The organism is Sphingobacterium alimentarium (assembly GCF_004342685.1).
Lineage (GTDB): Bacteria > Bacteroidota > Bacteroidia > Sphingobacteriales > Sphingobacteriaceae > Sphingobacterium > Sphingobacterium alimentarium.
The window spans coordinates 59,882-73,195 of sequence record NZ_SMBZ01000013.1; the positions used below are offsets into that span (position 1 = coordinate 59,882).

Annotated in this window: 11 protein-coding genes; 2 read left to right on the forward strand and 9 right to left on the reverse strand. The window is 41.3% G+C overall.

Going from position 1 to position 13,314, the window contains the following annotated elements; translation table 11 throughout:
- Positions 1 to 257: 257 nt before the first annotated feature.
- Genes hutG through hutH form a run of 4 tightly spaced genes read right to left on the reverse strand, consistent with a single transcriptional unit; the run spans position 258 to position 6,057 of the window.
- Positions 258 to 1,226: a formimidoylglutamase gene (hutG, locus tag EDC17_RS06755; RefSeq protein ID WP_132777336.1), complete on the reverse strand. Its 969-nt coding sequence runs from the start codon at positions 1,224 to 1,226 to the stop codon at positions 258 to 260.
- A complete protein-coding gene (locus EDC17_RS06760) occupies positions 1,226 to 3,232 on the reverse strand; it encodes a urocanate hydratase (RefSeq protein ID WP_132777337.1) in 2,007 nt (668 codons plus the stop codon). The genes hutG and EDC17_RS06760 overlap by 1 nt, the downstream gene beginning before the upstream one ends.
- 10 nt (positions 3,233 to 3,242) lie before the next feature.
- A complete protein-coding gene (hutI, locus tag EDC17_RS06765; protein ID WP_132777338.1) occupies positions 3,243 to 4,487 on the reverse strand; it encodes an imidazolonepropionase in 1,245 nt (414 codons plus the stop codon).
- 1 nt (position 4,488) lies between these two features.
- A complete protein-coding gene (hutH, locus tag EDC17_RS06770) occupies positions 4,489 to 6,057 on the reverse strand; it encodes a histidine ammonia-lyase (protein WP_132777339.1) in 1,569 nt (522 codons plus the stop codon).
- A gap of 78 nt (positions 6,058 to 6,135) precedes the next feature.
- Here hutH and EDC17_RS06775 point away from each other — a divergent pair, with 78 nt between their 5' ends.
- Complete coding sequence (locus EDC17_RS06775; protein WP_132777340.1) at positions 6,136 to 7,029, forward strand: LysR family transcriptional regulator; 894 nt, start codon at positions 6,136 to 6,138, stop codon at positions 7,027 to 7,029.
- 31 nt (positions 7,030 to 7,060) lie between these two features.
- Here EDC17_RS06775 and EDC17_RS06780 read toward each other — a convergent pair whose 3' ends face one another.
- From EDC17_RS06780 to EDC17_RS06800, 5 genes are all read right to left on the reverse strand, one after another.
- Positions 7,061 to 9,289, reverse strand: a complete 2,229-nt coding sequence (locus EDC17_RS06780) for a sodium-translocating pyrophosphatase (protein ID WP_132777341.1) — start codon at positions 9,287 to 9,289, stop codon at positions 7,061 to 7,063.
- A 103-nt stretch (positions 9,290 to 9,392) separates the two neighbouring features.
- Complete coding sequence (locus EDC17_RS06785) at positions 9,393 to 11,291, reverse strand: RecQ family ATP-dependent DNA helicase (protein ID WP_132777342.1); 1,899 nt, start codon at positions 11,289 to 11,291, stop codon at positions 9,393 to 9,395.
- A 2-nt stretch (positions 11,292 to 11,293) separates the two neighbouring features.
- Positions 11,294 to 11,590, reverse strand: coding sequence for a hypothetical protein (locus EDC17_RS06790; protein WP_132777343.1), 297 nt, complete (start codon positions 11,588 to 11,590; stop codon positions 11,294 to 11,296).
- Positions 11,591 to 11,708: 118 nt separating this feature from the next.
- Entirely contained in the window at positions 11,709 to 11,978 is a 270-nt protein-coding gene (locus EDC17_RS06795; protein ID WP_165894378.1) for a hypothetical protein, read from the reverse strand.
- Between the two features lie 16 nt (positions 11,979 to 11,994).
- Entirely contained in the window at positions 11,995 to 12,447 is a 453-nt protein-coding gene (locus EDC17_RS06800) for a hypothetical protein (protein ID WP_132777345.1), read from the reverse strand.
- Positions 12,448 to 12,644: 197 nt separating this feature from the next.
- Between EDC17_RS06800 and EDC17_RS06805 the strand changes: the two genes are divergently transcribed.
- Positions 12,645 to 13,314: IS110 family RNA-guided transposase (locus EDC17_RS06805; protein ID WP_132777346.1), on the forward strand; the 670-nt coding region annotated here is incomplete at its 3' end.

Sequence of the window (13,314 nt, forward strand, 5' to 3'; positions counted from 1 at the left end):
ACAGATTCCCCCATATTGGGAAAGATTTTCATTAACGGATGTACTTTAGTAGCTGTGAAAAGATAAAAAAGGGCAAAGTATTTAGTGTTACTTTACCCTTATTTTATTAAATTTGCACTAATGATTTACAAGGTAATCAAGTGAAAGTGAGTGCAACAAGCACCATGACTAAATCGTTACCGATACGGTTTTCAAATCTTGTAAACTACTCTTTATAAACAACTTTTAGCCTTATTAATCTTTTTTATTAAAAATAATTAAAATTTTTGAAGGAATTGGAAAATTAAATTGGCCGCTAGTTTCGCCGTACGTTCATCCAAATCAAATCGAGGATTGAGTTCTGCAATATCCATACTGATAAGGTTGGGTTGTTGGTATATGAACGAAAGCAGTTCATAAAAATTAGAATCGGGGATAATCCCATCATAGGCTACAGCACTTACACCGGGCGCAAATGCCGCAGCGAAAACATCCATGTCTATCGTAAAATATAAGTCATCGACCTGCTGTGCGAATTGCTCAATTTTGGTTTTTATGGCATCTATATGATGAGGTACAAGCTCCTTGCCATAGATAATTTCTACGCCTTGCGATTCTGCATAGCTCAAAAGACCTTTCGTATTCGAAATTTCTTGAATACCGATAGCAAGGTAGTTCAATCGCTTGCCTACGTCGAAGAGATCTTTATTCAATTGATAAAAACTCGTTCCTGAATTTTGTTTATCATCCATCAGTGGTCGCATATCCAAATGCGCATCCAAATTAATGACCCCAACACTTCGGTTGGAATTATACAATCCTTTGAAATGTCCATACGTTATTTCGTGCCCTCCGCCAATTAAAAGCGGAAAACCACCGGCTGCTCTAATTTTTTGAACAGCTATAGCTAATGCTTCATGCGCAGATTCTAAATCGTAACCATTGGTATTGATATTTCCTGCATCGACCAACTTGATATTTTCTGAAAAATGAAGTGGCAAATTCGATAAAACCTTACGAAGATAATCGGGCGCAGCTTTTGCGCCTTCACGACCGAGGTTTCTTCTGACGCCCTCGTCACAACAAAACCCTAATAACACGACTGAGTTGGTCGATCCGGAGACTTCGTTCAGATCCACACAGTCCACCACCTGATGCCAGCGAAGGTACTCCGGGCTTTCTCCATCAATCCTGCCATGCCAAAGATCGGTATTCGGTTTTTCGTAAAGTTTTTTAAAGGTTTCCATTAAGCAAAAATTTTATCTATCAATGAGGGTTCGACCAGCTGTGCTTGTGTGACTTGTAAGTTACTTGTGCGGCTCAATTCAGTTTCTATAGCCTCCATAGCCTCTTTGTTTCTCGCCCAAGCACGTCTTGCTATACCATTATTAACGTCAAAAAACAGCATTTGTTTCAATTTTTCGTCCACCTCATCCGATCCATCCAACACCAAACCAAAACCACCGTTGATCACTTCACCCCATCCTACACCGCCGCCATTGTGAATTGACACCCAAGTGGCACCTCTAAAACTATCACCGATCACATTGTGAATCGCCATATCAGCAGTGAATTTACTTCCATCATAGATATTACTTGTCTCTCGATAAGGCGAATCGGTACCACTCACGTCATGATGATCTCTTCCCAACACCACTGGCGCCGACAGCCTGCCATCCCGCACTGCCTGATTAAAGGCTGCTGCAATCTTCATTCGTCCCAATGCATCCGCATAGAGAATACGTGCCTGCGAACCCACCACCAATTTATTTTCTGCGGCATCCTGAATCCATTTGATATTGTCTTCCATTTGCTGGGCTATATTTGCGGGAGCAGCAGCTTTAAGTTCCAATAGAACGTCTAAGGCCATCTGATCGGTTGCGTACAAATCTTCAGCTCGGCCAGAAGTACAAACCCATCGGAATGGACCAAAACCATAATCAAAGCACATCGGTCCCAAAATATCTTGTACATAGGAAGGATATCTAAAATTGATTCCGTCTTCGGCCATAATATCAGCTCCTGCACGGCTCGCTTCCAGTAAAAAAGCATTGCCATAATCGAAAAAGTATGTTCCACGAGAAGCATGCTTATTTATTATATCTGCATGACGCACCAGCGTCAATTGAACTTGCTTTCTAAATTCCTCTGGATGCTCCGCAATAAGCCTATTTGATTCTTCAAAGGAGATCCCAACTGGATAATATCCTCCCGACCATGGATTGTGCAAGGATGTTTGGTCTGAACCTACCGTAATGAAAATATCTTGCGCATAGAATTCTTCCCACACTTCGACCACATTTCCTACATAAGCCAACGCTACCACCTCCTTGTTGAATATTGCTTGCTTCACTCGCGCAACAAGTTCATCCATCGCATAAAACAATTCGTCTACCCAGCCTTGTTCATGTCTTTTCGTAGCTGCAGCTGCATTTACTTCAGCACACACGGTAATACAACCTGCTATATTACCCGCTTTAGGCTGCGCACCACTCATGCCCCCTAGTCCTGACGTCACAAACACCCTTCCTCTACTATCCTCTCCGGCTTTCAGTACTTTACGAAATGAATTCATTACAGTGATGGTAGTTCCATGCACAATACCTTGCGGACCGATATACATATACGAACCTGCTGTCATCTGCCCATATTGGGTTACACCCAACGCATTGAAGCGTTCCCAATCATCCGGTGTGGAATAATTGGGTATCATCATCCCATTTGTTACCACGACACGCGGTGCATTTTTGGATGAGGGGAATAAGCCCATGGGATGACCGGAATATATATGCAAAGTCTGCTCTTCCGTCATTTCTGACAAATATTTCATCGTCAGAAGATATTGCGCCCAATTTTGAAATACCGCACCATTTCCACCATAGGTGATCAACTCATGCGGATGCTGCGCTACTGCGGGATCCAAATTATTTTGTATCATCAGCATGATAGCCGCTGCTTGTACACTCCGGGCTGGATACTCCGTAATAGGACGGGCATACATCTCATAATCAGGTCGAAAACGATACATATAAATACGTCCGTACCTACGCAATTCTTCCAAAAATTCAATTCCCAACTCTTCGTGCCATTCCTTCTTAAAATAACGCAAAGCATTCTGAATAGCCAATTTTTCTTCCTCTCTCGAGAGAATAGCCTTTCTTTTAGGCGCATGACTGACCCCTGGACTAAAAGTCTTTTTAGGAGGTAAATTTACGGGTATTCCTTGTCGAATTTGCTCTTGAAATGTTGTCATGGGTGAATATTTAGGATGTAATGGAATAAACTAGTTCTCCTCTTTTCCACACGAATTGAGGTTGTAGCGCACCTTGTTGGTACGTAATATTTTGGTAATTATCTGTGGGATAAATCGCAAAATCTGCTAACTGACCCGTAACCAATCTCCCTCTATCTGCTAATCTTAAGGCATGTGCTGCTCGATAGGTGATAGCTGCCAACACCTCAGCATTTGTCAATTTTTGATTGCTGGCCAAAATACTTGCCGAAGTGACCAATTGTCCCATGGGTGCGGAGCCTGGATTCCAATCTGTAGCGATCGCCAAAGAAGCACCTGCGTTCAATAAGGCACGTGCAGGGGTGAATGCACATCCCAAACCCAAAGAAGCTGCCGGCAAGGCAACTGCAACTACATCCGATTGGCTAAGTAGCGCTATTTCTTCAGAAGTGGATGCCTCTAAGTGATCCGCAGAAACTGCACCCATTGCTACAGCCAATTTCGATCCCGAGGTCGTAAATTGATCAGCGTGCAATGTAATGTCAAATCCCAACTCTTGAGCTCTCGATAGATAAGGCTGAATTTCCTCAACCGAAAAAGCAGACTCTTCAATAAATGCGTCAATACGATGAGTTAAATCTTCTGTCTTCAATAAAGGAAACAGGTTGGTCGCTATATATTCTAAATATTCCGAAGCACTTCCCTCAAAATCCCTAGGCTTCATATGGGCAGCTAAACAAGTGGTTATTAGATCTACCGAAGTGTGGGCTCCAGCAGCTTTTATAGCACACAAAGTCTTCAACTCTTCTTCCACATTTAGCCCATATCCGCTCTTGACTTCTACAGTGGTGACACCTTGTTGCAACAAATATTCAGCACGCGAGGTGGTCAGCTCAATCAGCGTTTCCATCGTACAAGCGCGAGTATGCTGCACAGTACTCCAAATTCCGCCTCCAGCCGCAGCTATTTCCAAATATGAACTGCCCGCATTGCGTAATGCAAAGTCATTTGCCCGATTGCCGGCAAAGGCAATATGGGTATGGCAATCAATAAATCCCGGTACTGCGATATATTCTCCATAAAGTACAACTGTCGAAGCCTCAGAATATTTCTCTCGTAAATGATCATAATCCCCCACCTCCACTATATATTCACCTTCTACATAAATACCGCCATTTGAAATAATTTCCAACTGACTATCCTGCAACGCACCTTTGAGAGGCAAATTACGCATCGTCAAAAGCTGCTTAAATGGACCTATTAGTTGATTTTTCATATTAAAAGTTTTCAAAATTTTCAGCAAAAGCTTCTTTATAGGATACGCCCTGTTGAGCGGCAACATCATTTGCAATCCGTAATATATCCCCTTTTTTGACAAATTCCAATGCATTATCCAAAATATCCTGCATAGGTTGGTCTTCTTCCAAATGCGGAATTCGCGTACGGATATGTTGATGCAACTTTTCTATAATCGGAGTAGATACTAATGGAGCATGAAAATCCTTTGCTTGCGCCGCACATAGCAATTCTATACTCAATATTTTATCGACATTCTCAATCACCTGCAACAATTTTCGTCCCGAAATAGAGCCCATACTCACATGATCTTCCTGCCCCAAAGAGGTCGGAATACTGTCTGCACTGGATGGAAAACAAAGCCCTTTATTCTCACTAGCCAGAGCCGCAGTAGTATATTGCAGAATCATAAATCCGGAATTCAACCCGGTCACTTTCATCAGCAGTTTCGGCACCCCGTTGGTGACGCCCTCCAGAGAAAGATACACCCGTCTGTCCGATATATTTCCTATTTCTGACATAGCCAAAGTAGCGTAATCCATCGGCAACGCAATAGGTTGACCGTGAAACGATCCGCCACTGATCGTCAACTCATCGTTGATAATGATGGGATTATCTGTCACGGCATTTATTTCTGTTTCGATTATTTCTTTTAAGTGTAACCAAGCATTGCGCGACGCACCATGCACCTGAGGTATACAACGCAGGGAGTAAGGATCTTGTACGCGTGAACAATTTTTATGAGACTCTAAAATGGCTGAACCTGCGAGAAGATTATATATTTTTGACGCTACATAGGAGCTACCCTTATAAGGACGCAGCTGATGCAATTCTTTATAAAATGGTTTAATGGATCCATTCAGTCCTTCGATCATCAATGTCGCCACAAGGTCTGCTGTGTCCAAGACTCTACTCATCTCCACGACCGCTTTTACAGCATGTGCCGCCATGAATTGTGTACCATTGATCAGCGCCAATCCTTCTTTAGCACCGAGTTCTATAGGCTCTAAATTAAACTCAGCAAGTACATCCGCCGTATGTCGAATTTCATTTTTGTAGTGAACCTTCCCTAAACCAATCAATGGTAAAAAAAGATGGGACAACGGTGCCAAATCTCCGGAAGCCCCCACAGAACCTTGTTTAGGGACTACAGGAATGACATCCTGATCTATATGCCATAGAATACGTTCGACAGTCGAGAATTGCACACCCGAAAATCCCTTTGCTAATGCATGAACCTTCAATATCAGCATCAACTTGGATAGTTCCTCGGCGATAGGTTCACCTACCCCCACTGCATGGCTCTTCAAAATATTCTCTTGCAACTTACGCGTATCATCCGCATCAATCAAGGTCGTACACAAAGGTCCGAATCCCGTATTGATACCGTATACCACATCTCCCTTGTCGACAATGGTCTTCACGTAGGCAGCACTTTTATGTATAGCCACTATTGTGGAAGGCGACAACTCCCCTTTTAGTTCTCCTTTAGCTATCGCTAATGCTTGAGAACTTCTTAAATAATCTTCACCGTAATGGAACGTTTTCATAGTTTATATCTTACTATATCAAAATTACTTAGTAGTTTTAATAACTAATAATACCTTTTACATCAACAATTGATAACTATGAATTATCAAATAGAATTTCGGCATTTACATTACTTTCGGGTATTAGCCGAAGAATTACACTTCAGAAAAGCAGCAGAACGTTTGTTTATCTCTCAACCTGGGTTGACCCGACAGATCAAACAGATGGAAGAAATCTATAGGACACCGCTTTTTGAAAGAGATAAACGAAATGTAAAACTAACAGAAGCGGGTATATTCTTGAAACAAGAAGTAGATTTGGTATTCAATCAACTAAACAATATCCGTACGCAAATTGAAAAAATTGCAGAAGGTAAAATCACCAACTTAAAATTGGGATTTATAGGTTCTGCCGTCCAAACGATTCTTCCAGAACTTCTAGCCAAGCTAAAAGTAAAACAGCCATTGATAGATATAAGTTTACAAGAGCTGAGCAATGAGATACAATTGGAAATGCTTGTGAGAAATGAGCTTGATTTTGGTTTTGTACGTACGGCGAATTATCCGAGTCAAATTCAAACTTATCCTATTCTAACGGAAAATTTTGCCCTAGTTGTTCCCAAAGGTCATCCGATTACCACTCGGAAAAAAGTAAGTTTATCCGATTTCAAGGAAGAATCATTCATTCTATTTTCCAAACAATACAGCGCTTCATACTACGATTTGGTGATGAGTATTTTTAGAGATCATCAATTTGAGCCCAAAGTGGCACTGCGAACGGTCAATGCTTTAAGTATTTTTAATTTGGTGTCGCAAGGAATCGGCATAGCCATAGTTCCTTCATCACTCAAAAAAGGCTACCATGCAGATGTTGAATTTATAGAACTCACACATATTCCTCAACGTACAACGCTGTACTTAGCCTGGAATAAAGAAAATAGAAACCATGGGATACCATTTTTCACAGACATTCTCAAAGAAATCCTGCAATAAAAAAAGTCCCTTTGCAAAGGGACTTTTTAGTTTATTTCTTATGTTCGACCTGAACAATCTTTTCTTTCGTTTCGATAACTTTATCCTTCTTGGCATTGCTTAAGGTATGACCACCTAAAATCGGTGCTATCACTAAGCCTACCAAACAAGTTAACTTTATCAAAATATTCATCGATGGTCCAGAAGTATCTTTAAAAGGATCACCAACTGTATCGCCCGTTACCGCAGCTTTGTGCGCTTCCGAACCTTTGAATGTCATTTCGCCATCGATCTCCACCCCTGCTTCAAAAGATTTCTTGGCATTATCCCAAGAGCCACCAGCATTATTTTGGAAAATTGCCCACATCACGCCTGAAACTGCCACACCGGCCATATACGCGCCCAATGCTTCAGCTCCCATGACAAAGCCCACAATTATAGGCGTAATAATGGTCATCGCGCCTGGAAGCATCATTTCACGCAAAGCTGCCTTTGTAGAAATATCCACACATTTGCCATATTCTGGTTGCCCTGTTCCTTCCAGAATTCCTGGAATTTCACGGAACTGGCGACGCACTTCATTCACCATGTCCATCGCCGCTTTACCCACAGATTGCATCGCTAACGCAGAGAATACAACCGGAATCATACCACCGATAAACAAGGCCGCTAATACGTCGGCTTTGAAAATATTAATACCATCAATACCAGTAAAAGTCACATACGCTGCGAATAATGCTAATGCTGTCAACGCCGCAGAAGCAATAGCAAAACCTTTACCTACTGCCGCCGTCGTATTTCCTACAGAATCTAACACATCTGTGCGCTGACGAACTTCTTTAGGCAATTCACTCATTTCGGCAATACCACCCGCATTATCCGCTATTGGGCCAAAAGCGTCAATAGCCAATTGCATCGCAGTGGTCGCCATCATCGCCGAAGCCGCGATAGCTACACCATAAAAGCCCGCTAAAGAATAAGAAGCCCAAATTGCGGCAGCAAACAACAATACCGAAGAAAATGTAGAGATCATGCCATTAGCCAATCCAGCAATAATATTGGTAGCGGCGCCGGTAGAGGAATTTTTAACGATATTTAAAACCGGCTTTTTACCCAATCCGGTATAATATTCCGTAAATGCTGAAATCAATCCACCAACAGCCAATCCCACTATTGTCGCATAAAACACATTCATGCGCGAAATATCTTTATATCCTTCACCAAAAAATTTCATCTGAATCACTTCTGGAAGCATATATCTTATCAAAAAGAAACAGGATATAACCGTCAAAATAATGGAAATCCAGTTGCCCAAATTTAAAGCACCTTGAACTTGACTTTCTTTGGCATCATTACTTGACACCTTCACAAAGAATGTTCCGATGATAGAAGCCAAAATTCCTACTCCAGCGATAACGATCGGTAATAGAATAGGTCCCATTCCATTGAATGAATCCGTAAATACTCCCCCATTCGCCTCAGCCATATCTTTAATTATGTAGTTGCCCAGCACCATAGAGGCTAACACTGTGGCTACATAGGAACCAAATAAATCTGCACCCATACCTGCCACATCACCCACGTTATCACCCACATTATCTGCAATAGTCGCTGGATTACGTGGATCATCCTCAGGAATACCCGCTTCTACTTTACCTACCAGATCCGCACCCACATCCGCAGCTTTGGTATAAATACCCCCACCTACACGTGCAAATAATGCTATCGATTCAGCCCCGAGCGAAAAACCAGCAAGAGCTTCCAATACTACGGTCATCTCGTTATAGAAATTTCCGCCATCGGTAATAAACATTCTGAGAAATAATAGAAAGAAGATGCTCAACCCCAAAACCGCCAAACCTGCTACACCCAATCCCATCACTGTACCGCCTGAAAATGATACTTTCAGTGCCTGTGGAAGACTGGTACGGGCCGCTTGCGTGGTACGTACATTCGCACTCGTAGCAATACGCATCCCAATATTTCCTGCTAATGCCGAAAAGAATGCGCCAAACACAAATGCGATCACAATAATCCAATGTGTAGTTTCGACCAAGGTAGAAACAAAAAATAATGCAATGGCCGCGATGACCACAAAAATGAATAAAATCCGGTACTCTGCTTTCAGGAAAGCCATCGCACCTTCTTTAATACTCTTAGAAATAAATTGCATTTTGCTTTCGCCAGCGTCTTGTTTGTTGACCCAACTGGCTTTTGAAACCATGAATAGTAACCCCAAAACAGCGAGTGCTGCCGGTAAGTAAATCATAAAGTTTTCCATAAAAAAAGTTTATTTTGGTTATAATAAAGCTATCATTTTTTTTGGAAAACAAGAAACTTTAACACATTAATTTAAAACGAGTTGAATACAGCAAAAATCATTATTAGTTGGCTTTCCAATAGTACATTTCTGCAGTAACAACTGCCTTTCCGTCATCGACCAACTCACGTAGTACGCTCAATTTTTGGGAGTCATCACCTACAGTGATATTATCAATCAATTCTTGCAAAGACTGCGGTTTATCCAACAAAAGCACACGGATTTCTTGCTCGATTTTAACTTCTATACCTTCGACATGCATACGTTTCAGACACAAATCGCATTCACCACAATGGGCATTTCCTATTTCTCCGAAATACTCTAAAATCGCATTGCTACGACACTCTTTGGTATCCAAAAAGTGATAAATGGCCTTGATTTGCTCTTCTTTAATATCTTTTCGCTCCCGAATAAATTCTGCATCAATAAATAGATTTTTATAATCTACCCGGGGCTGCAAGAAAGTTAATTGGGGTTTATCGGTACTTTTGAGATAAGATCCCACTTGCTGTTTCTCTAGACCTTCCAGCATCTGCACCACAGTTTCATATGAAACACTTAATTTCTTAGCAAATTCGTATTCATTAATTGGCACATAAAAATCAAAAACGCCGCCATAAGTACGCAGTATTGCTTTTATCAGAGGATCGAATTTAGCGGTCTGCACTTGAAACCGATATAACTCTTGAAAGTCTATCTCAAATTTAAATCGTGAAGGAATAAATACTGCATCCGACAAAGTCAACCAACCATCCCGCTCTAAGAATTTCAACGCACTCATCGTAGGTACTACTTGAAGTTTATATTTCTTCGCAAATTCGACCACATCAAAATCCACGGTAATGTTCTTTCCGGCGCCATAAGCAATCTGATAATGATTCGCCAAATAATGATAAGCCTGTTGAATAAATTGCACGGACGGGAAGCTATCTTGAAAATTCTTCCACAATTTCTCCCTATCTTCTTGTTGGTATAGCAACACTGGAAAGGCTTTTTTGCCGTCACGACCTGCACGTCCAGCCTCTTGGTAATAGGCTTCTAACGAATCCGGAATATCGATATGAATGACAAAACGCACATCGGGCTTATCTATTCCCATCCCAAAAGCATTGGTAGCGACTATGACCCGTATTTGGTTAGTAGTCCAAGCATGCTGCTTACTCTCCCGGTCTTTCAGTCCTAGACCCGCATGATAAAAATCAGAAGGGACACCATGATTCAGCAAGAAACGAGCCACCTCTTGTGTTTCTCTACGATTGCGAACATAAATCACGCCCGATCCTCCTATTTTCTTGACCACGCGGAGCATACGATTCATTTTATTCTCCTCATGCAAGGCCATGTAGCCTAGATTCGGTCGAGCGAAACTTTTGGAAAACACATTTTTTTGGCGAAACTGGAGTCGCTCTTGAATATCTTCAATGACCCGAGGTGTGGCACTGGCCGTCAAGGCTAAAATAGGAACTTCAGGATGTGCTTCCCGTAATTCGGCAAGCTGCAGATAAGAAGGTCGAAAATCATAGCCCCATTGGGAAATACAGTGCGCTTCGTCGATAGCAAAGAGATTGACCTTCATGTATTTGATACGTTCACGTACCAAATCTGAATAGAAGCGTTCGGGGGCGATATATAGAAACTTGATTTTCCCAAAAATGCAATTATCCAAAGCGATATCAACCTCCCGGTAGTTCATTCCCGAAAAAATAGCAATAGCCTCAATACCGCGACTACGAAGATTTTCTACTTGATCCTTCATCAAAGCAATCAGCGGCGAAATCACAATACATATACCTTCCTTAGCCATTGCGGGCACTTGAAAGCAAATGGATTTTCCTCCGCCGGTGGGCATTAATGCTAACGTATCCCTTCCTTGCAGCACAGATTGGATAATATCCTCTTGCAAGGGTCTGAACGCATCATATCCCCAGTATTGTTTTAGTATGGAATGAATAGAATCGTTCATGTTTATTCCTCTTCCCAAACATAAGCAAAATTATTTTTTAGTAGATAAAGTCTGTCCGAATTACTTGCTGCAGCCGCCCGTAATCTATCTATGGTCTTATCACTGTTGCTTCCATCCAATACGATTATCGCTTCCGTATATTGGGACAAGACCGCATCGATATCCGTATAGTTATTTTTGCGCCAAAGCACAAAATCGACCTTTTCGGGTAGGTCGGTAATTCGCTGCTCGAGAATCAGAATGGAGAATTTGCCCACTTGGATAAGTTGATTCTGACGGTTTGATTCATCATAAGGCAACGGGTGAAATACAATGTCTTCATTCTATGCATATTGTCGCAAATGAGGCAATACACTATACTGTAAAGTGTTGTGCTACAAAGAATCCAAATTAGAACATAAGAAATCATTGCTTTTGTCAATCAAAGAAATAGCTAATTCCGAACGTAAATTGTAGAATGTAAAACCGCTTTGCTTTGATTTTCTTATACACCTGCATACCACCAAATAATGACAATATGCAGATCGCAAACAGGGTGAGCAATACCGAATTCGCTATTTTATAATTCAGAGCAACCACCAATGCAGCAATCCCTATTAATAATATAAGCATCTGTATCCAGTTCCAACCAATCCCTTGCACGTTGGCTAAAGGCAAATCTTCAATGGCATATAATCCCCTCATCATGAAAATCAGTCCCCATTCAAGGGCAAATCCCGAGAGTTGATTGAGAAATTCTAGATTTAACAAAGTCACCCAGATAATCTCTTACGGTATAACGATGATAATTCGCGGAGAAAGAGGTTGATATAATTCCTCCGAAACTTCTGGCGTAAGCCAAACTGGATGTTAGAAATGATGAAACCTGAACAATACCATAATTTCGGATACCCCATCCCAAAGTGCCTATTTTGCGAGTAGGCACAGCTAAATACATAGCTTGTGTCCGTAATTTTCCACTCATAAAATGCGGCTGATAAGCTATTGCAGTAGTGAGTGATGGGAGATTGGCAATACCAGCAGCATTATTAGTGATACTATAAATAGATTCTGCTGCGAGCCCTGTATTGCCCATACCCTGTAAAGGTGCACCATTAAAAGTCTGACCGCATACGCGTAAAGAAAATAAGACCAAACATATAATTCGGAAAATCATAGTTTAGGATTTGGTTCTATCTTAAATATAATAAACAAAAATTATATTTGGAAATATTATTAACCACAAAGCAATACTATTCCACTAAAACATTCATGATACATTCGGTATCACCAACAGCCATGAAAGTCAAGGGCTCATAGTCCCAATAGGCTTACGCCAAAATAGTATCTTAGTACTAATAAATTATAAGACTTATGGCTGTCAGTGGATTACCTTTTAGCCTTGACCGTGGCTGTGGACTTGATGTTCACAAGGACACGGTAGTTGCTACCATTAAAGGTAGTGATTTTGTTACACAGACAAAGACATTTTTTACTTTTACGGATGACTTATATCTATTAGTCGAATGGCTTCAGTCTCACAACATTAGCCAAGTGGCTATGGAAAGTACTGGTGTTTACTGGCGACCTGTGTATGCTGTTCTAGAGGATTATTTCCATATACTTCTAGTTAATGCGCGTCACATTAAGAATGTTCCTGGACAGAAGACTGATAAAAAAGATAGTGAATGGATCACTAAACTGTTGCTTTCTGGATTATTAAAAGGTAGCTTCATTCCGCCTCAGCATATTCGTGAGCTCCGGGAGTTGTATCGTCATCGTCGTAAGCTTATAGGAATGCGTACTGCAGAAAAAAATAGATTACAGAATATCCTTGAATCGGCCAATATCAAGCTTCGCAGCGTGGTAAGCGACGTATTTGGAGTAAGCGCAATGGAAATGATTCGCGCCCTGGCTAAGGGGCAGACCGATCCCTTGGTATTAGCAAGCATGGCTAAGGGGTCGTTGGTAAAAAAACACACAGAGCTACTTAAGGCACTTACGGGTAAGGTTACAACTCACCATTGCTTCATGTTAGACCTTA